Annotated in this window: 1 protein-coding gene; it reads right to left on the bottom strand. The window is 55.4% G+C overall.

Annotated features, from left to right (window positions below):
- Positions 1–363: hypothetical protein (locus AC1RPR_RS08505; protein WP_481763516.1), on the bottom strand; the 363-nt coding region annotated here is incomplete at both ends.

The following is a 363-nucleotide window of genomic DNA, read 5'->3' as shown; positions in this document are numbered from 1 at the left end:
CGACGTGAACTGACCGTATGCCCCATTGAACGCGTCCATGCCGCGCCTAAGCCACGTCAGGATAGTAGGCGTCGGGAATAGCAAGTCCGGAGAGCCATAGAGGGTGGCTCGTGCCTTAGCGATCTTGGCCTTTACGTCACCGACTGCGGTCATGATGCTTGGGTTAATGATCCACAGGTCGGCCGACTCTTGATACACCATTGCCGCGTTGTTGTTTGCCCAGTACTTCCAGATCACTGTGTATGGTTCGAGTGATACTGTAAACGACGCGGTGGGTACTACACCCGAAAACACATAGCCGTTGGACGTGCGCTCAAATTCCGTGATCGGGGTCTGCGCTGCTACCTGTTGAGAGCCATACCC

It is taken from the genome of Dellaglioa sp. CoH-57-MRSF-22 (assembly GCF_056781895.1).
This window is presented reverse-complemented; position numbering and strand designations above follow the sequence as displayed.